Here is an 18,057-nt window from a genome sequence, read left to right on the forward strand (position 1 = left end):
TAAGGTGATTTTAGGATAAAAGACAGGTCTTTTTAAGGCTTTGTAAGTTACAAATTTTCCGGTAGGGCTGGCTCAAAATATTTTGTTATCCACATGGGTTGACAGTCATTGGCGGCAATTTTGATTCTTAACTGGGCTAAACCATTATCAAACAACATATGAAATCGACACGATTAAAATCATCATTAAACACACAGGGCTCCGCCAGCTGGCGGATTAATCGTCAAAGATTCCATGTGGCCATTAAAAAACAAATTATAAACACATGAAAAAAGTATTCGCAATTTTCGCATTGTTTCTCTCCACACAGTTAGTCATGGCTGCAGCTGGTAGTGACACTGATACTAAAAATAAAAAAGGAGAAACAGAAATGACTGAAGCTCAAAAAGAGCGTCTTGCAGAAATCGAAGCGAGAGTAGATGAGATCAAAGCCATGGACTTTAGTACCATGAGCAGGGAAGAAAAGAAGGACGTAAGGATGGAGCTGAAAGATATGAAGGAAGAAGCCAAGCGTGCAGGTGGTGGAGTCTATATCTCTGTAGGTGCTATTATCATTATTTTATTGATCTTGATTTTGGTTACTTAAAAAAACACCATCAACCAAATCAAAAGGCTGGCAGTGAATTGTCAGCCTTTTTTTTAACGTGTTTAACCACTGAACGCAAAGCTTTTCCCAGAGGGCACAGATTAGTGCCAGCTTTCAGGCGGTTTGTCGAAGGGATTGGTAGTGTTATTAACTTACATCCTTGAGATGAAAGCGGAGTTAATTTTTAGAGCTTACTATCAGGTAGTTTTTCACCTGAAGTCCTCTTAAAAAAACCATAATGAGAGGAATAAGCCATATGATCTCGTTAAAAATCAACTGAAATGCTGTTCGCTTATTCCATCCCAAATCGGGAAGAAAACCCAAGGCAAACCAGATGGCCAGAATTATTTTTCCGGTAATGCCTGCGATAATAAGATATACCCACCTGACAGGGTAAAAGGCACTGAGGAATATAAGTAAGCCTACAACTATTCCAAACCCTCCATAATAAGAAACAGGCAAGTCAGTGTCGATTAAACTTCCATTTGCCAACCATTCCAGAAGCGATCCTCCAATCAAGCTGTAGAGAGCAGACCAAGAAATGGTGTACATTCCCGCAAGTAGGAGTATCCCGCGGAAATGCATGGGGAATACGGGAAAGGAAGGATTTTGATCCATAAGTTGATTAGCTTGGGTAAGTGAAGATGTTCTCAGAATTAGGAAATTACAGTATTACAAAACTATTCAATGGATCCAAAAAACATATTTAGTACGCACTCTTTTATCCTTACTAAATTCTGTAGCTTGATTTTCGGATGGATTAATGTAAAACAAAAAGACCGTAGCGATGGGTATCACCGACTACAGTCTTTGCTTATTGCTTAGAAGTACTTCTGAGGTATCAAGGCTTTAGCTCTCCCAGGATCTTCATTTTGTTTGCATCAAGAAACCAGATCTTCTGAGTAGTCTCAATGGAATAACGGTCAATGAGATTAGACTCGTTATTCATATAGAGCTCAGCCAAAGTAGTAGAGGTATAGAATAAGTTTTTCTCTGCTACTTTGATAGAAATGCTACTTATTTCATCGCTCGAATACATTACTTTGATGTATTTCACTTTCCCTTTTGACTTGGGATAGAGCTTGTGTGTAAGCGAATCATCTGAAGATTCGGTCTCATAAGATTCAAGCAGGGAAGCCTTATTAATGTCGGCTTCTGTGAATATGCCAAATTCCTCTTGCCAGTCCTTAATGGCATAAGTCAGCTGGGTCTGAGTTTCCTCTCCCTGAACTTGGGAAATTTTAATCACTTCCACGCTATCGATTTCTTGAATTTTACTTTCGATAAAACCTTTGAGATCAAAATAAGGCTGTTTTTCAAGCGCGTTTGTAGTTTCATCCACACAAGAAAACAGCCCAAAAACAGTAAGAAAGAGAATCCCGAAGGAAAAACTTTTGTAATGCTTCATTAAGTCAACAGAATATTTCCGGTCATTTCTTCTGGCTTTTCCACTCCCATCAGCTTAAGGATGGTAGGTGCCAAATCTCCCAATTTCCCATCGGTAATAGTAAGCCTGTCATGCTTGTCTACCATGATGCAGGGTACAAGGTTAGTAGTATGCGCAGTATTCGGAGTACCATCTTCATTGATCATCATATCGCTATTGCCATGATCTGCTATGACAATGATGGTGTAGTCGTTGGCCAAAGCTGTAGTAATCACACTTTCTGCACAGGTATCTACCGCTTCACAAGCTTTCACGGCTGCGTCGAAATCACCTGTGTGACCTACCATGTCTGCATTTGCAAAGTTTAGGCAAATGAAATCAGCACTTTTCTTTTTCAGTTCACTGTTGATTTTGGAAGCGATTTCAAAAGCGCTCATTTCCGGCTTTAGATCATAGGTAGCCACTTTTGGAGATGGGCAGAGCAATCTGCTTTCTCCTATGAATTCATTTTCTCTTCCACCGGAAAAGAAGAAGGTTACGTGTGGATATTTCTCTGTTTCAGCTATACGGATCTGCTTTTTACTCGCTCTTTCCAACACTTCACCCAGTGTATTATTTAGGTTGTCTTTATCAAAAAGCACCTCTACTCCATTGAATGTAGCATCATAGTTTGTAAACGTGATGTAATCTACATTCAGTTTTTTCATGTTGAAATCCTCGTAATCACGCTGGGTAAGAGCCTGGGAAATCTCTCTACCCCTATCTGTACGGAAGTTGAAGCAGATGACCAGATCGCCATCTTCTATTGTAGCCAATGGCTTATTGTTAGCACCGGCATGGATGATCGGCCTGATGAATTCGTCTGTGACGTTGTTTTCGTATGATTTGCGCATGGAGGCAATGATATCCTTGGATTTTTCACCTTCACCTTTCACCATGGCATCGTAGGCAAGCTTCACACGCTCCCAGCGATTGTCTCTGTCCATGGCATAATATCTCCCTACCACTGAAGCGATCTGTCCTGCGGAATGGGTCAAGTGTGCTTGAAGATCTTCTAAGTAACCTATGCCCCCCTTTGGATCAGTATCTCTTCCATCAGTGAAAGCATGGATAAAGACATTCTCCATACCGTTAAATTTTGCAGCATCGCAGAGTCCTTTTAGATGGGTAATATGTGCATGTACTCCACCGTCGGAAAGTAAGCCCATAAAGTGAGCCTTTTTGTTTGCCGCTTTAGCCTTTGCAAATGCATTTACCAAAACCGGATGTGTATTCAATTCCTTGTTTTCTACGGCAAGGTTTATTTTCACCAAATCCTGATAGACTACGCGACCGGCTCCGATGTTCATATGACCCACTTCGGAATTACCCATTTGCCCTTCAGGCAAGCCTACAGCAAGCCCTGAAGCTTCCAAACTAGCGTGTGGATATTTGGTGTAAAGGCTGTCAACAAACGGTGTCTTAGCTTTGTCAATCGCAGAAACTGAAGGGTTGGTGGCTATTCCCCAGCCATCCAAAATCATTAAAAGTACTTTCTTATCCATACCGCAAATATATTATAATTCAGAGCAAAGTTGCCTCGAAATCCCGATTAGACAAAACTTCAAGGATGTGTAATTGGTAAACTTTAAAATGCAGAACTTGATTCCTTTTTTGGCTTAGTATTTGCCTAGCAAGGGCAATGACCTCAGTACTAAGTTTAATCGTATCAATCTTCCTGTTTATCCAATCTCCTGCACGGGAAGTTAATACCTTTAATTCCATCGATACGGTTGTTTCTGCCATAGAAAATGGCTCCAGCAGTGACTTGGCAAAACATTTTGATTCTAGCATTTCTTTAAACATTAACGGATTGCAGGGAGATTATTCTAAAAATCAGGCAGAACTTGTACTGAAAGATTTTTTTAGGAAAAATCCATCCCAAGGATTCAGTCTTGTTTTTCGGAGTGAAAACAATCCCAGCTTAAGTTCTTATATAGGTGATTATCAGACAGGTCAAGGAGTTTTTAAAGTCTTCATAAAAGTTTCTCAGCAAGCCTCAGACTTCAAAATTTACAGCCTTGAATTTGTAAAAGGCTAGCGCATTTTTTATTGACCGGTGAGATACACGGAGGATTGCAGGGTAGAAGCTGTTTATTCTACCTTGACCATGGAATTTGAGAATTGACTAGTAGGATTTGTCTAGCCTGATAGGGTCATCAAAGCAAAATTTGCCTCTACTAACTAAAAGAAATTTGCGGCTTTGCTCCACTGCGGGAGCTTCAAATCCTTATTTTTGGGCATGAATCCATCCTATCTCACAGAAGAGGCCATTTCCGCCTTTATTACTGCAGCTTTTGCCGAAGATATAGGCCCGGGGGACTATTCCTCTCTATCTTCTATTCCTAAAGGAAAAACCGGCCAAGCAAAATTGTTGATCAAAGACAATGGGATCTTGGCAGGAGTGGAAATGGCAGAGCGGATTTTCAAGACGTTCGATCCGGAACTTGAGGTAGAACTTCTTACACAAGATGGTGATGAAGTGAAGTATGGAACTATTGGGCTGATAGTAAAAGGCTCTTCTGCATCCATTCTCTCTTCCGAAAGACTGGTACTAAACTGCATGCAGCGCATGAGTGGTATTGCTACGCTGACTCATCGCCTCACTGAGAAGATTATTCATACAAAAGCCCGTCTGATGGATACAAGGAAGACTACACCAAATTTCCGGTTGATGGAAAAATGGGCCGTGCATATCGGAGGCGGAGTCAATCATCGCTTTGCACTTTATGATATGGTGATGCTGAAGGATAATCATGTGGATTTTGCGGGCGGGATCCGTCAGGCGATAGAACGTACCAAGGCTTATTTGGAAGCAAATCAACTCGATCTGAAGATAGAAATCGAAACCCGGAATCTGGACGAAGTCAAGCAAGTGCTGGAAGTAGGTGGAGTAGATCAGATTATGCTGGACAATATGGACTATGCCACGATGCGTGAAGCGGTAAGTATGATAGGAGAACGGTATAAAACTGAAGCATCCGGAGGAATCACAGAGGAGACCTTGGTTCCGGTAGCGGAATGTGGAGTGGATTTTATATCCATGGGTGCGCTTACACATTCTGTGAAGAGCTTGGATATCAGCCTGAAGGCATTTTGAGTTTACGATTAGTGTGACTTTCCGTCTTTATGGGTGTCTTAATTGTAAATAAGCTAAACCAACTATGAAAAATTTAATTTATGCAATTGTCATTTTTGGACTTGTGTCCTGTAGCTCCCATTCATTTCCGGGCAAAAATTGGTATGACAGACACCTGACCGTAGTAGAGATGATGGGTACCCCTGTTCAGACGTCAGGATCTCCGACTGACGCCCATTTAATATTCAACTCAGAAAATGGACTTGTCAATGGGAGTGGAGGATGTAATCGGATTTTTGGAGATTTCGTGCTGGATAAGAGGAAATCTTTGAAATTCTCACAGATAGGGGCTACACGGATGGCTTGTCAAAACCTGAGTTTTGAGAATAGATTCTTGGATCTTCTGGATCAAGTAAGGTATTACGAGATAGAGGACAACACGATGTTACTGAAGAATGGAAGAAAAGAAGTTATTCTTAAGCTTCAATAAGCTACAGCCAATCTTTCTTTCGGAAATAAAATAACATTCCCATAATTGCCAGAGCCATTCCACCTATCACATAGAAATAGCCGTATTTCCAGTGAAGTTCAGGCATATTGTCAAAATTCATCCCATATACTCCTGCGATAAAACTCAAAGGAATAAAGATGGTAGAAATGATGGTCAGTACCTTCATGATGTTATTCATGCGGTTGGAGAGGCTGTTCATATAAAGGTCCAGCACTCCGGAAGACATATCCCGGAATACTTCCATGGTCTCGATTACCTGAATTGTGTTTTCATAAAGATCACGAATGAATGGCCTGGTTTCCGGACTTATTTTGTCATCTGCATACTTGTCAAAAGAACCTATTACCTCTCTTAGCGGATAGACCGATCGTCGGAGGTCCATCATTTCACGTCTTTGCAAGTATAAGGCGTTAAGCGTTTCATTGCCCGGCGCAGTCATTGCCAGCGATTCCAGATTCTCTATTCTTTCGCCTACATTTTCCATTACGGTAAAGTAGTTGTCAATGACCGCATCGAGTAATGCATAGAGTAAATAATCTGCTTTACGTTGGCGTATAGTACGCTTCTGGTCTGTCAGGCGGCTTCGTACAAACTCAAACACATCGCCTCTTTTCTCTTGAAAAGTCAGAAGAATTCCATCTTTTAGGATAAAACTGATCTGCTCATCGTCAATAGGAGACTCTGGAGTAGTGCATTGGATCATCTTAAGTGCCGCAAAAAGGTAGTTATCAAAGACTTCCATTTTTGGGCGCTGTTCTACACTCAGTATATCCTCGAGGGTAAGTTTATGTATGCCAAAAAGCAAGCCGACTTTCTCAAGTAACTCCACGTCGTGAAGTCCTATGATATCTATCCAAATCACCTTTTTCTTTAGCTTCAGATGCTCTTCCAGCTGATCGAGGTGGATGGATTCCTCGTAGATAGCAATCTCATCATAGGTGATTAGGTTGATTAGTACTGTTTCAAGCTTTTTATCTCCCGTGAAAACCAATGCTGCCGGAGGCAAGCCAATTTTATGTGTCTTTCTCCTTTTTTTCCTTTTAGGTTTTAAAAGTTTCTGTACAGATTTAAGATTTGGCGTTTGCGGGCTCATAGGAATTTCTCTGAAGTTAATTTGATTTTAAAAAGTCGACATTTCTTTTGATTCCGGCAAGTTTAGTGCGCTTTACTGCTGATTTTTTGAAAACCTTACGAAAAGTTTCCTCTGTGATTTCCTGCCAATCAGATTTTGACAGCTGCTTAAGTTCCTCGTTCGGTGTGAATAGTGGTTCCTGATGAGGTTTGGAAAAGCGATTCCAGGGACATACATCCTGACATATATCACAGCCAAAAGCCCAGTTGTCCATTTTGCCTTTGAACTCGTCAGGAATGGCATCTTTCAGTTCAATAGTCAGATAAGAGATGCAGCGGGAACCGTCCACTACCCCATTGTCCACTATGGCATCCGTGGGGCAGGCATCGATACAGGCTGTGCAGGTGCCGCAGTAATCCTTTGTCAAGGGATTATCAGGAGTTGCTTCCAAGTCGATGATGAGTTCGGCAAGGAAAAAGAAACTTCCCATTTCTCTATTAAGTAGAAGGCTATTCTTCCCCAGCCAACCCAAGCCTGCTTTCTGTGCCCATTGACGCTCCATGACCGGAGCGGAATCCACAAACCCACGCCCATCGATTTCACCGATTTCCTCTCTGAGGATTTCCAGAAATTCATTGAGTTTGTCCCGGATTACAAAATGATAATCCTCACCATAGGCGTATTTGGCGAGTTTGATATTAGAGTTTCCTGTTGGCAGCTTCTCCTTGGGATAGTAATTGTAAATGAGTGAAACTACTGTTTTGGCGCCTTCCACGAGTTTGGTTGGGTCGAGCCTCTTGTCAAAATGGTTCGCCAGATAGCCCATTTGACCGTGGTAATTGCGGTTCAGCCACTCTTCCAGTCTAGGTGCTTCCTCCTCCAAAAATCCCGCTTTTGCTATTCCACAGAAATCAAACCCCAGCCGCTTGGCGGTAGACTTGATGATGGAAGCATTTTTCTCGGTGGGAGTCACAGGGCAAAGATAGGGGAGTTAAGCTTTAAGGAAGAATCTTAAACCATTGTGGAACTATTTCACACATAATACACGTATATTTATTTCAAATACGTGTAATCATGAAGACCAAACTCACGCTCACTGTAGAAAAAGAAATTGTAGAGAAAGCCAAGCTTAAGGCTGCTAATAGAGGTATTTCGCTTTCAAAAATGTTTGAGGAGATTTTTGAAAAGGAAAATCCGGAAGTAGAGAAAACCCCGGAACAGCTTGCCGCTGCACGATTTTTAGAAAGATTAAAAAGAGAAACTCCAATCAAAGCCTTTGAAAAATCGGACAAAGAATTAATCCGCGAACACCGAAATAAAAAATATGTATAGGATATTTTTGGATTCGAATGTTGCGCTCGATTTAGTGGCAAACCGGGAGCCGTTTATTGAGGAATCTAAGCCATTTCTTTCCTTGGTAGCTGAAGGAGAAGCTCAACTTTTTATTTCTGAAGTTTCTTTAGGTCTGCTGATTTATATGTCCTTTGACAGGTACAAACTAGTTGATGCTAAAGAAAAATTGCTGCAGTTTATGGAGTTTTGTCGAGTGATTTCAGGGGGAAAAGAAGCGTTTTTAAATGCTATGAATTCAGATTTTAAAGACAAAGAGGATGGTCTTCAATATTTTACTGCTGTGGACAATAAAATGGATTTTTTAATCACACGGGATAGAAAAGACTTTAACTATGCAAACGGTGAAATTCCAGTTATGTCGCCAAAAGAATTTTTCGAATCCTGACAATTATCTTTTTCGTGTTTTTGCTCCGTTTATTAAACTCCATTACCCATCTGTGTGTTATGTGCTTTGTCGGAGGTTTACAAATAGGCTTTCATTAGAATTTCAATTATTTCCGACTTATTTTGATATAAGCATGAGACCGGTTGGTAGATGTAAAACCAAGCTGTCTTGTGTCTTGAATCTTGTTACTAAAATCTAACAATGAAAGGATTTCGATTTACTCAGTTCGTGCCCACTCAGGATCCTGAGAAGAATACGTTTGAGAATCTGCTGAATATATTTTTGCAACTCGTCACTATGACCGGCGGGGATGCTGCAGAGGCATTGAGCTGGCTGACCAATTTGGATAATCGGTATGGAATGACCAATCCGAATTATGGAATAGGGGACTTTATCGAAGACCTGAAAAGTAAGGGCTATCTGACCGAGGAAAATCAAAAAGGTGAATTTAAGATCACCGGAAAATCTGAACAGACGATACGGAAGTCAGCATTGGAAGAGATTTTCGGCAAACTCAAGCGGGGTAAATCAGGACAACATAAAACCACCCATTCCGGGCAAGGAGAAGAACGGGGTACGGATCGCAGAGCTTATGAATTTGGAGATAATCTGGATCAGATTGCGTTGACAGATTCGCTACGAAATGCTCAGGCAAACCATGGCTTTTCGGGAGATTACCTTCTGACCGAAGATGATTTGGAAGTGGTGGAAAATGAATTCCGCTCCCAGACTTCCACGGTGCTGATGATCGATATTTCGCACTCCATGATTTTGTATGGGGAAGATAGAATTACCCCTGCCAAGAAAGTGGCCATGGCTTTGGCGGAACTCATCAAAACCCGCTATCCAAAAGATACGCTGGATATCATCGTTTTCGGAAATGATGCCTGGCAGATAGAAATCAAGGATTTGCCGTATTTGCAAGTTGGGCCTTATCACACCAATACAGTTGCTGGACTGGAACTGGCGATGGATTTATTACGAAGAAGAAAGAACCCAAACAAGCAGATTTTTATGATCACCGATGGCAAGCCCACTTGTCTGAAAGTAGGAATCAAATATTACAAGAATGCTTTTGGCATCGACAGCAAAATTTTGAGTGAAACTCTGAAACTCGCCGCACAATGCCGAAAACTGAAAATCCCGGTGACTACTTTTATGATTGCTTCGGACCCTTATTTGAAGGAATTTGTCAAAGAATTTACCAAAGTAAACAACGGAAACGCCTATTACAGTAGCTTGAAGGGGCTTGGCGATCTGATTTTTGAAGATTATAGAAGAAATAGAACGAAACGCTTTTAAGCAATATGGACTACCAAAAATTGACGTCAAAAGAACGCACACAAATAAAAACCCTCGGCCAACTTAAAGCTGCCGGCTACCAATCCAAATCCATCAAAGAAGAGCTTCGTGACAACTTGATTTTGAAAATCAAGAAGAAAGAAAATGTCTTCGAAGGAATATGGGGATACGAGGACACAGTGATTCCGGACATTGAGCGCGCGATTCTTTCCCGGCATAATATCAATTTGCTTGGGCTGAGAGGACAGGCAAAAACACGGATTGCCAGAATGATGACACATCTTCTGGATGAATATGTACCTGTGGTTTTTGGTTCTGAGCTGAATGATGATCCTTTACAGCCCCTGACCTCTTTTGCCAAAGATTTGATCGAGGAAAAAGGTGACAATACACCAGTCGCTTGGTGGCATAGACATGATCGCTACACGGAGAAATTGGCTACGCCGGATGTATCTGTAGCCGATCTGATCGGAGATGTGGATCCTATCAAGGCCGCTACGATGAAGCTGAGCTATAACGATGAGCGGGTGATTCATTATGGCTTGGTGCCGAGGTCTCACCGTTCCATTTTTGTGATCAATGAATTACCGGATTTGCAGGCTAGAATACAGGTGGCTCTGTTCAATATTTTGCAGGAAGGAGATATTCAGATTCGTGGATTCAAATTGAGATTGCCGCTGGATATCCAGTTTGTCTTTACCGCAAACCCGGAGGATTATACCAACAGGGGAAGTATAGTTACGCCTCTGAAAGATAGAATTGAAAGTCAGATCATCACGCATTATCCTAAATCTATCGAGATTGGCAGAAGAATTACTGCTCAGGAAGCTAATCTGAAAGGCAAGCCTGTGGATAATATCTATGTCCCTGAGCTGATGAAGGACTTGATCGAGCAGATTGCAATCGAGGCACGGAGTTCAGAATATGTAGATGAGAAAAGTGGTGTTTCTGCTAGATTGACGATCTCGGCGTATGAGAATTTGATCTCAGCAGCGGAGCGTAGAATGTATAGGAATGGAGAAAGCAATACCATCATTAGAATTGCTGATCTGATCGGAGTAATCCCTGCAATCACGGGAAAAGTGGAACTGGTCTATGAAGGAGAGCAGGAAGGCGCGGGATTGGTTGCTTACAATTTAATTGGGAAAGCGATACGTACGCAATTTGTAAATTATTTCCCTTCACCGGAGCAGAAGAAAAAAGAAAAACAAGGCAATCCCTATGTACTACCGTTGGCATGGTTCGGCGAAGGGAATGAGTTGGATATCTTGGTTTCTCAAGCTGACAAAGACTACAAATCGGCGCTTCATTCTGTGCCGGGATTGGAAGAAGTAGTGATACAACTGGTTAAAAATCTGCCTGAAAAGGAGAAGGAATTCTTTATGGAGTTTGCGCTGCATGGTCTGGCAGAATTCTCCCAACTCAGCAAAAAAGTACTGGATACGGGATTGCAGTTCAAGGACTTATTCAGTTCCATGTTTGATATGGGGGCTGGGGATGTAGATGATTTCGAGGAGGATGATTTGTAAGATTTAGAACCGCAGAGTCGCAGAGGGCGCAGGGTTTATTTATATGAACTTTGCGCCTTTTTCATTATTGAAGCAAATACCTTTTATAAATTGTTCGCAACTCTTTTTACTCCATCGATTAGTTTGATGGAATTAAAGTTGATCAATAAGCCAAGTTTAATTCCAGTTAGCTTTAAATATGTTAGCAATTGAGCTTTGTGAATAGGCGCCAATTCAGACACAGTCTTGACTTCTATGATAACTTTTTCTTCAACCAAAATATCAAGTCTGTAACCTACTTCAAGTTTATTTCCTTTGTAAATTACAGGTACAGCAACTTGGGTTTTTATTTCCAATCCTTGCTGAATTAATTCAAAAGCCAAGCATTTTTCATAGCTACTTTCCAATAAACCAGGGCCGAGTTGCTTGTGAACCTCTATCGCAGCGCCAATATTTTTGGATGAAATTTCGTTTTCAGTCATAATAAAAAGTAAGATTTTATAAAACTGGACGATTTCGAAGTTAGAAGAATTGCGAAAATATTCTAAATCTACTCCTGCGCCCTCTGCGTCTCCGCGGTAAACCCCCTATTTAAAATGCACCAAAATCAACCCGATCAGTGCCGGCAATCCCTGTACCCAGAAGATTTTTTTACTTGCTGTCAACGCACCGAAAATGCCTGCGACAAGTACGCAACCCAAAAAGAAGATAGCCACATAATCAGCCCAGACCGGATCTGAAATCAAAAGCGACCAAACCAATCCTGCTACCAAAAAGCCATTGTATAAGCCTTGATTGGCAGCCAAACCTTTGGTTTTAGGAAATAATTCAGCAGGTAGTTGCTTGAAAGTTTTTCTGCCGATAGTTTCCCAAGCGAACATTTCGAAATATAAAAAGTAGAGATGGAGTGCGGCAATAAGGGCGATGATAATTTTTGAAGCTATTTCCATAATTTCTTAAGATTTTGGACAATCTACCAATTTAATAGGTTCCTTAAAACAGCATGATTCTGAAAACTGATTACTGAGACTGAAAACTGATGCCTTATCTTTACGCCATGCCAGAAACCAAACTTCCTGTCGCCTTCGAGTCTCAGATGCTCGAACTACTCGGTAAAGCCGAATTTGAGCAATTTAGAAAGGCAATTAACAATACTTCCCGCACTTCTATCAGAGTAAATCCATCCAAAACTTTTTCACTTTCTTGGCCAAGTACGCCCATCGCTTGGTCTAAAACCGGATTTTTTTTGGAAGAACGACCTGCTTTTACACTCGATCCCTCGATACACGCCGGGGCTTATTACGTGCAGGAAGCATCGTCGATGTTTATAGAACATATTCTTCATTCCTTGCATATTCCCAAGGGAATTTACCTGGATTTGGCAGCCGCTCCAGGGGGAAAATCCACTTTGCTTTCTTCGTATTTGGGAGATGAAGGAATGCTGATTGCTAATGAGGTCATCCAACCCAGAGCTCAGATTTTGAAGGAAAATATCATCAAGTGGGGATTGGGAAATGCAGTGGTGACCAATAATGATCCGGAGCATTTTGGGCCCTTGGAAGGCTTTTTTGACTTGGTTTTGGTAGATGCTCCCTGCTCTGGAGAAGGTATGTTTCGCAAGGATGCTCAAGCAAGGGAAGAATGGTCACTGGATAATGTCCAGCTTTGCTCCGCCCGTCAAAAGCGGATTATGGATCAGGCAGGAGCGTTGGTGAAAGCGGATGGGTATTTGGTATACAGCACCTGTACGTTCAATGAGCAGGAAAATGAAGATATGATCCGGTTTTTGACGGAAGAATTTTCCTATGAGCCTGTCAGAATTCCACTTGATGCCGGTTGGAATATTAGGGAAACGTCTGTGGATTCGGATGGGAAGACTTTTTATGGGTATCGTTTTTTTCCTCATCTGGTGGAGGGAGAAGGCTTTTTTATCACGGTTTTGAAGAGGTCAGCAGAAGCATATATCCAAGAACCGAAGCGGGTAAAAGACTTCAAGCACCCTTACTTGAAGGAAATATGGAATAGAGAATCCTCCGTATTGGATGAAGAATTAGGGTTTGATGGCAGTGGTAAATATTACACACTGAATGATTCTTATTTCAGGATTTCAATTGACTGGAATCTGCATTTTCAGAAGATTTCCCAACACATGAGCTTGAAGTATTTCGGGGTGGAGTTGGGCAAAAAGCAGAAGAATGACTGGATTCCAAGTCATGAATGGGCTGTCTCTGTTTTACCTAAAAACAATTTCCCTACACATGAGCTTTCGGAAGCGGAAGCTGTTGAATTTCTTAGAAAAAATGATCTAGTCACTGATAATTTTTCGACCGGATGGGTGCTGATGACCTATAAAAATTTACCGCTTGGTTGGATCAAAAACCTCGGCAACCGTGTGAATAACTATTACCCAAAGGAGTGGAGGATAAGAATGTGACTTTAATTGAGTAGCTAGTAGTTGGTATCAAGTATCAAGACTTTTTCAGTGCGGTAGAGGACAAGTTAGTTTCTGGGACAAAATCACATCGATTCGAAAAACATTAGCGTCAAGTTTACTTCTGTCTTCCCTGCCTATCGGCCAGGCAGGCGTCATCGCCTGTCCGACGTGGCGGAGTCTTCCAGCCCGATAAGCAAAGGAATATGGCTACCGGCAACATTGCGGATAATAATCTAATATAAAGTTCATTCAATAAAATTCCGTACTTTCACCGCTGAAATAGTTCTTAACTTTATTTCTTAATCAACCGGAAGGGGTTTTACTTAGCTGTAGATTAATAGGGAATCGTGTGTAAATCACGAACTGTCGCGCAACTGTAAGTAGCATACCAAAGACAATCATCCTCGCATGTCCACTGTCACCGACACCATGGAGACGGGAAGGACGATGAGAGTCGCTACAAGTCAGGAGACCTGCCTATTCCGAATTGACAATGCTTCCGCGAAAAGAGGCCTTTTAGTCAAGTTTGATACGCTTCTTATAGTTCTGTTCATCTGTGTCATGCGGCACAGACTTGACCTTCTATGTGCGTATTTCACTTTTCCGATTGCCGAATTTGCCTGCATGGTGAAATCAAGCCAAAGAGCTTTTAACTAATTATTCATCATTAACAGTTAAAAGAGATGCAGACGCATAATCTTGGCTATCCGCGAATTGGTAGCCACCGAGAACTTAAAAAAGCCTGTGAACAGTATTGGTCAGGTAAAATCACACTTTCTGACCTGCTCACTGCGGGAGAAAGTATTCGCAAGGGCAACTGGAAACTTCAAAAGGATGCCGGAATCGAATTGGTACCCTCCAATGATTTTTCCTTCTATGACCAAGTCTTGGATATGTCTCTGATGGTAGGCGCCATTCCTGAGCGCTATCATGAGGTGATTTTGCAGAAAGGTGGAAATGAACTGGACTTGTATTTTGCGATGGCCCGTGGCTATCAGCAAAATGGTTTGGACATCACCGCGATGGAGATGACCAAATGGTTTGATACGAATTACCATTACATTGTTCCTGAGTTTACCAAAAATCAGGAGTTTAAACTGTTCTCCACCAAAGTCATCAAGGAATTTTCCGAAGCAAAACAGCTTGGGATTTTGACCAAGCCTGTCCTGATCGGACCTGTCTCATATTTACTTTTGGGTAAAGAAAAAGAAGAAGGTTTTGAGCGGATTGATCTGATCAAAAACCTCCTTCCTGTTTACTTGGAAATATTGAAAAAGCTTGACGCTCTTCATGTAGAATTTGTGCAGTTTGACGAACCATTCTTGGCAATGGATCTTACCGAAAAGGAGAAAAAGGCATTTTCATACGTCTATGAGGAGATAAAAAAGGCATTTCCTTCTCTCAAAATTATCCTTGCCAACTATTTCGACTGTTTCGGGGAAAATCTCGAAATCGCACTTTCTCTTCCGGTTCATACGTTGCACTTGGATTTGGTGCGTTGTCCGTCCCAATTGGATGATATTCTGGATTCGGGAAAATTGAAAGCCAACGTCAACTTGTCATTGGGAGTAGTGGATGGAAGAAATATCTGGAAGAATGACTTTCAGAACTCTCTTTCTCAGATCAATAAAGTAATTGACAAAATCGGCGCTGACCGTATTTGGATAGCACCTTCCTGTTCGCTGATCCATTCACCGTGCGATTTGGATTTGGAGACAAATGAAGAAACTCTTCCGGCTGAAGTAAAGCAATGGTTGGCTTTTGCGAAGCAGAAAATCGCTGAGATTGTGATCCTGAAAAAGTTGGTAGAAAATGATAAAGACATACAGGTTTTGGAGGATTTTTCGCAAAATGTGGTAGCCATCGCCAGCCGAAAATCCTCAACTCTTATCCACAACCCGCAGGTCAAAGATCGGGTGAAATCCATCGCAAAAACCGATGATCAGCGTGAAAGTAACTTCTCAAGCCGCCAATCCAAGCAAAAAGCGTCGCTAAATCTCCCACTTTTTCCCACTACTACGATTGGCTCTTTTCCACAGACTACAGAAGTACGTTCTTGGAGAGCTAGATTTAAGAAAGGCGATTTGACCAAGGAAGCTTATGAAAAGCTCTTGGAAGATGAGACCAAAGATTCGATCCTGTGGCAGGAAGAAATCGGGATGGATGTGCTCGTGCATGGTGAATTTGAGCGTAATGATATGGTTGAGTATTTCGGCGAGCAATTGGCCGGGTTTGCTTTTACCAAGTTTGGCTGGGTGCAGAGCTATGGAAGCCGCTGTGTGAAGCCACCGATTATCTACGGCGATGTATACAGACCTGAGCCGATGACGGTACGTTGGTCGGCTTTTGCCCAGTCTCTTACTGACAAACCTGTAAAGGGAATGTTAACAGGGCCGGTGACGATCCTGCAGTGGAGTTTTGTGCGTAATGATCAGCCTAGATCCCAAACGTGTACTCAGATTGCTTTGGCTATCCGTGACGAAGTAGTGGATTTGGAAAAGGCCGGAATCGGCGTAATTCAGATCGATGAACCTGCGATCAGAGAAGGGCTTCCGCTTCGTAAAGCTGATTGGCAGAATTACTTGGAATGGGCCGTTCGTGCGTTTAGAATTTCCGCCAGCGGGGTGAAAGACGAAACCCAGATCCACACGCACATGTGCTATTCGGAATTCAATGACATCATCCAGAACATCGCTGACATGGATGCGGACGTGATTACTATAGAATGTTCTAGGTCTCAAATGGAGTTATTGGATGCTTTTGCGGAGTTTAATTATCCAAATGAAATTGGCCCGGGAGTCTATGATATTCACTCGCCACGGGTGCCCTCTAAAGCCGAAATGATTGCATTAATGGAAAAAGCTAAGGCAGTAATTCCTGCGGCAAATCTATGGGTGAATCCGGATTGTGGCTTAAAAACCCGACACTGGGAAGAAACCAGAAAGGCACTGATCGAAATGGTGTCTGCCGCAAAGAAACTGCGTGAAGCAGTGACTGAGCCTGTGAGCTAAAAACAAGTTGCCTGGCGGATGGGGATTCCGCTGGGCGATTTTTTCTAACCGCGGTGAGCACGGAGGTTTTCGCAGAGAACGCAGGTTAATCATTGAGGTACTTGTTTTGAATCGCTTTTTGTCATAGAAGGCCAGACAACTCTTTTACCAGATTTCAGACTCTTTATCTAAATCCTTCTGGGTGATAAGTTTCCCGTTTTTCACATCTTCTGATCGTGATTTCAATTTTTCAAAAAGCTTTAATTTTACTTCTTCCAGATCCAATAATCTTCCGTATTAGATATCTTCTTCCCCTTCAATTGCCTTTAAAAGAAGTCTCTCTTGGTAGTCAGAATTTCATTTTTGAGGGATTTTGTCGAGAGTCGAAGAAATCAGTTATATATAGCTTATCCTCTTCAATTCTATAAATTATTTTAATATTCATGTAAAAGATACGGCGATGATTTTTGCCCAAATGAGATAAGAATGGCTCCTTCTGGCCCAAATATGGATTTTCAACCAGTAGTTGTACTTTTTTTAATAATTCTCTAACAATTTTATCTACAATGAAGGCAGGTATTTCAAGTTCGAAAAGATAGAAGTCAGTCGTTTTATCTAGTGAATTCCAAGCTTCCTCCGTAAAATGGATTTTCATTTATGTAGTTTGCGGAAAATTCTTTTCTTTATTTCCTCAATATCCATTACTCTACCATATTTTATATCCTCCTCGCTTACCTGTGCTATAGAATTTAATCTTGCCTCATAGTCTGCTCGATTGGACAAAAATAGTTTGATTTCTTCAAGCCATTCTTCGCTCTCCACATCCGCTATCATGGAATATATATCCGACTTCAATTTTTCCTTATTCATAACCATTTACATTTGAGCTTCTGTAAGTTAACCATTTTTCTCAATCAAATCTCCTCGATAACCGACTCTCCTTTTGAGCGATCACCCGAAGTCCATTCCCAAGTTTCGTGAAGACGGATTTTACCGTTTTCCAAGATTTCAGGTTTAGAATGGCAAATCCCAGTCATCAATTCGCCTTTCTCATTCACTTGATGATAACGCATATTGATGTTTCCGGACTCGTCCACCAAACCTATCAGATGTCCTTTTAGGATTTTCCCGCCGGCATATTCGGCAGTTAGAATATTGGCATCCTGCTTATAGCGAAAAATAGTCTCTGCAGACGTTTCTCCATTTTCGGTGTTTTGTACAGCACGGAAAGAACGGTTGTTATAATTGATTAGCATCGATTCATCTGGATTTTGCATAAGTTGAGGTTAAAATTTTTACTGTATATCCGCTTTTCTACCGGTAAGGAAGCAAAAGCGATATAAGATTTGGTAATCTCGATAGCCATCGGGACGAGGAGGCTGCTTCGGTCATCTGTCATCGGTCTTCCAGC

Annotated in this window: 20 protein-coding genes and 1 riboswitch; of the genes, 10 read left to right on the forward strand and 10 right to left on the reverse strand. The window is 41.6% G+C overall.

The genetic code is table 11. The features are described from left to right. Positions 1-265: 265 nt before the first annotated feature. Positions 266-586 (forward strand): hypothetical protein, encoded by a 321-nt coding sequence (locus tag J2X69_RS04585; protein WP_310099141.1) that lies wholly within the window; start codon positions 266-268, stop codon positions 584-586. Positions 587-763: 177 nt separating this feature from the next. On the opposite strand, the gene J2X69_RS04590 is transcribed toward J2X69_RS04585, so the two are convergent. The 3 genes from J2X69_RS04590 to gpmI form a co-directional block, all read right to left on the reverse strand. Beyond that, positions 764-1,204 (reverse strand): hypothetical protein, encoded by a 441-nt coding sequence (locus tag J2X69_RS04590; RefSeq protein WP_310099144.1) that lies wholly within the window; start codon positions 1,202-1,204, stop codon positions 764-766. Between the two features lie 223 nt (positions 1,205-1,427). Next, the gene (locus J2X69_RS04595) at positions 1,428-1,994 is read right to left on the reverse strand and encodes a hypothetical protein (protein WP_310099147.1); all 567 of its coding nucleotides are present in this window, start codon (positions 1,992-1,994) and stop codon (positions 1,428-1,430) included. Continuing rightward, positions 1,994-3,517 carry a 2,3-bisphosphoglycerate-independent phosphoglycerate mutase gene (gpmI, locus tag J2X69_RS04600; protein WP_310099150.1) on the reverse strand — a complete coding sequence of 508 codons (1,524 nt, stop codon included), beginning with the start codon at positions 3,515-3,517 and terminating at the stop codon, positions 1,994-1,996. Before gpmI ends, J2X69_RS04595 begins: the two co-directional genes overlap by 1 nt. Positions 3,518-3,654: 137 nt before the next feature. Between gpmI and J2X69_RS04605 the strand changes: the two genes are divergently transcribed. From J2X69_RS04605 to J2X69_RS04615, 3 genes are all read left to right on the forward strand, one after another. Beyond that, a complete protein-coding gene (locus J2X69_RS04605) occupies positions 3,655-4,053 on the forward strand; it encodes a DUF4783 domain-containing protein (RefSeq protein ID WP_310099153.1) in 399 nt (132 codons plus the stop codon). Positions 4,054-4,254: 201 nt separating this feature from the next. Next, a complete protein-coding gene (gene nadC, locus J2X69_RS04610) occupies positions 4,255-5,112 on the forward strand; it encodes a carboxylating nicotinate-nucleotide diphosphorylase (protein WP_310099156.1) in 858 nt (285 codons plus the stop codon). Between the two features lie 64 nt (positions 5,113-5,176). After that, a complete protein-coding gene (locus J2X69_RS04615; RefSeq protein WP_310099157.1) occupies positions 5,177-5,581 on the forward strand; it encodes an META domain-containing protein in 405 nt (134 codons plus the stop codon). A gap of 1 nt (position 5,582) precedes the next feature. Here J2X69_RS04615 and corA read toward each other — a convergent pair whose 3' ends face one another. Together corA and queG are read right to left on the reverse strand one after the other, a co-directional pair. Continuing rightward, a complete protein-coding gene (corA, locus tag J2X69_RS04620; RefSeq protein WP_310099160.1) occupies positions 5,583-6,695 on the reverse strand; it encodes a magnesium/cobalt transporter CorA in 1,113 nt (370 codons plus the stop codon). Between the two features lie 16 nt (positions 6,696-6,711). After that, the gene (gene queG, locus J2X69_RS04625) at positions 6,712-7,647 is read right to left on the reverse strand and encodes a tRNA epoxyqueuosine(34) reductase QueG (protein ID WP_310099163.1); all 936 of its coding nucleotides are present in this window, start codon (positions 7,645-7,647) and stop codon (positions 6,712-6,714) included. A 101-nt stretch (positions 7,648-7,748) separates the two neighbouring features. Between queG and J2X69_RS04630 the strand changes: the two genes are divergently transcribed. The 4 genes from J2X69_RS04630 (at position 7,749) to J2X69_RS04645 (ending at position 11,243) form a co-directional block, all read left to right on the forward strand. Then, a complete protein-coding gene (locus J2X69_RS04630) occupies positions 7,749-8,006 on the forward strand; it encodes a DUF6364 family protein (protein WP_310099166.1) in 258 nt (85 codons plus the stop codon). Continuing rightward, positions 7,999-8,412, forward strand: a complete 414-nt coding sequence (locus tag J2X69_RS04635; protein WP_310099169.1) for a PIN domain-containing protein — start codon at positions 7,999-8,001, stop codon at positions 8,410-8,412. Before J2X69_RS04630 ends, J2X69_RS04635 begins: the two co-directional genes overlap by 8 nt. 201 nt (positions 8,413-8,613) lie before the next feature. Next, positions 8,614-9,714 carry a VWA domain-containing protein gene (locus J2X69_RS04640; protein WP_310099172.1) on the forward strand — a complete coding sequence of 367 codons (1,101 nt, stop codon included), beginning with the start codon at positions 8,614-8,616 and terminating at the stop codon, positions 9,712-9,714. A gap of 5 nt (positions 9,715-9,719) precedes the next feature. Further along, positions 9,720-11,243: a magnesium chelatase gene (locus J2X69_RS04645; RefSeq protein WP_310099177.1), complete on the forward strand. Its 1,524-nt coding sequence runs from the start codon at positions 9,720-9,722 to the stop codon at positions 11,241-11,243. An 83-nt stretch (positions 11,244-11,326) separates the two neighbouring features. On the opposite strand, the gene J2X69_RS04650 is transcribed toward J2X69_RS04645, so the two are convergent. Then, positions 11,327-11,704 (reverse strand): GxxExxY protein, encoded by a 378-nt coding sequence (locus tag J2X69_RS04650; RefSeq protein WP_310099180.1) that lies wholly within the window; start codon positions 11,702-11,704, stop codon positions 11,327-11,329. Positions 11,705-11,809: 105 nt separating this feature from the next. Next, positions 11,810-12,172 carry a DUF1304 domain-containing protein gene (locus J2X69_RS04655; protein WP_310099182.1) on the reverse strand — a complete coding sequence of 121 codons (363 nt, stop codon included), beginning with the start codon at positions 12,170-12,172 and terminating at the stop codon, positions 11,810-11,812. A gap of 89 nt (positions 12,173-12,261) precedes the next feature. Between J2X69_RS04655 and J2X69_RS04660 the strand changes: the two genes are divergently transcribed. Next, the gene (locus J2X69_RS04660) at positions 12,262-13,656 is read left to right on the forward strand and encodes a methyltransferase RsmF C-terminal domain-like protein (RefSeq protein WP_310099185.1); all 1,395 of its coding nucleotides are present in this window, start codon (positions 12,262-12,264) and stop codon (positions 13,654-13,656) included. 297 nt (positions 13,657-13,953) lie between these two features. After that, a riboswitch (cobalamin riboswitch) is annotated at positions 13,954-14,152 on the forward strand. A gap of 187 nt (positions 14,153-14,339) precedes the next feature. After that, positions 14,340-16,667 carry a 5-methyltetrahydropteroyltriglutamate--homocysteine S-methyltransferase gene (gene metE, locus J2X69_RS04665; RefSeq protein WP_310099188.1) on the forward strand — a complete coding sequence of 776 codons (2,328 nt, stop codon included), beginning with the start codon at positions 14,340-14,342 and terminating at the stop codon, positions 16,665-16,667. A 328-nt stretch (positions 16,668-16,995) separates the two neighbouring features. Here metE and J2X69_RS04670 read toward each other — a convergent pair whose 3' ends face one another. Genes J2X69_RS04670 through J2X69_RS04680 form a run of 3 tightly spaced genes read right to left on the reverse strand, consistent with a single transcriptional unit; the run spans position 16,996 to position 17,923 of the window. Further along, positions 16,996-17,301, reverse strand: a complete 306-nt coding sequence (locus tag J2X69_RS04670) for a type II toxin-antitoxin system RelE/ParE family toxin (RefSeq protein ID WP_310099191.1) — start codon at positions 17,299-17,301, stop codon at positions 16,996-16,998. Continuing rightward, positions 17,298-17,516, reverse strand: coding sequence for a hypothetical protein (locus J2X69_RS04675; protein WP_310099194.1), 219 nt, complete (start codon positions 17,514-17,516; stop codon positions 17,298-17,300). The genes J2X69_RS04670 and J2X69_RS04675 overlap by 4 nt, the downstream gene beginning before the upstream one ends. Before the next feature lie 44 nt (positions 17,517-17,560). Next, the gene (locus tag J2X69_RS04680; protein ID WP_310099198.1) at positions 17,561-17,923 is read right to left on the reverse strand and encodes a n-acetylglutamate synthase; all 363 of its coding nucleotides are present in this window, start codon (positions 17,921-17,923) and stop codon (positions 17,561-17,563) included. Between the last annotated feature and the right edge of the window lie 134 nt (positions 17,924-18,057).

The organism is Algoriphagus sp. 4150, from assembly GCF_031457395.1.
GTDB lineage: Bacteria > Bacteroidota > Bacteroidia > Cytophagales > Cyclobacteriaceae > Algoriphagus.